We start from the raw sequence: 671 nt of genomic DNA, 5'->3' as shown, positions 1-671 counted from the left end.
TCCTGCTCGCGCTCTTCGCCCTCTACCTGTGCACCCTGTGGGGCCTGCTCGGCGTCAGCGCGGCGAGCCTGCACCAGGCCACCGGGCTGCTCTCCGCCGGGAGCCTCGGCGCCCTCCTGCTGCTCGCCCGCCTCATGGTCCAGCACGGCAGGGCCGAGGCCGCGCGCACCGCGCTCCTCCTCGCCTGCGCCGGGCAGTTCCTCGCGCTCGCCTCGCTCTTCGCCTCGCGGCTCCCGGGCGCCGCCGCGCTCGCCACGCCCGTGGAACGCCTCACCGCGCTCGGTGGCACCGGCGCGGTGCCCGCGCTCGCCTGCTCGCTCGCGGTCCTCACGCTCCTCGTCCGCTCGGTCCCCGCCCTCTCCCGCGCCTCCGCGCACGCGAAGGCCGGCCCCGGCCCGTGCGACGAGCGGCGATGACCCCTCAGCCTTTCCCCCCTCCCGCGGCGCCGACACCGCGGGCCGAACCGACCCACGGCACCACGCCCGAAGGAGAAGCGCCATGACCCCCACCCTCACCACCACCGGAGGTGCCCGATGAGGGTCCTGCTGATCGGAGCCGGTGGCTACCTCGGCCGCTTCGTCGCCGACCGCCTCCTCGCCGACCCGGTCGTCCAGCTCACCGTGCTGGGCCGGGGCGCCCCACGACGTCCGCTCGACCTCGCCACGGGCAGC

Annotated in this window: 2 pseudogenes; both read left to right on the top strand. The window is 76.9% G+C overall.

Features of this window, described 5'->3' with window-relative positions:
• Window positions 1–416 (top strand): annotated as a pseudogene (locus tag SSBG_RS33125) (hypothetical protein); the annotation flags it as partial.
• Window positions 417–533: 117 nt separating this feature from the next.
• A pseudogene (locus SSBG_RS32540) lies at window positions 534–671 on the top strand (reductase); the annotation flags it as partial.

It is taken from the genome of Streptomyces sp. SPB074 (assembly GCF_000154905.1).
Classification (GTDB): domain Bacteria; phylum Actinomycetota; class Actinomycetes; order Streptomycetales; family Streptomycetaceae; genus Streptomyces.
Note: the sequence above shows the minus strand (reverse complement) of the source record. Positions and strands in the feature narration are given on the sequence as shown.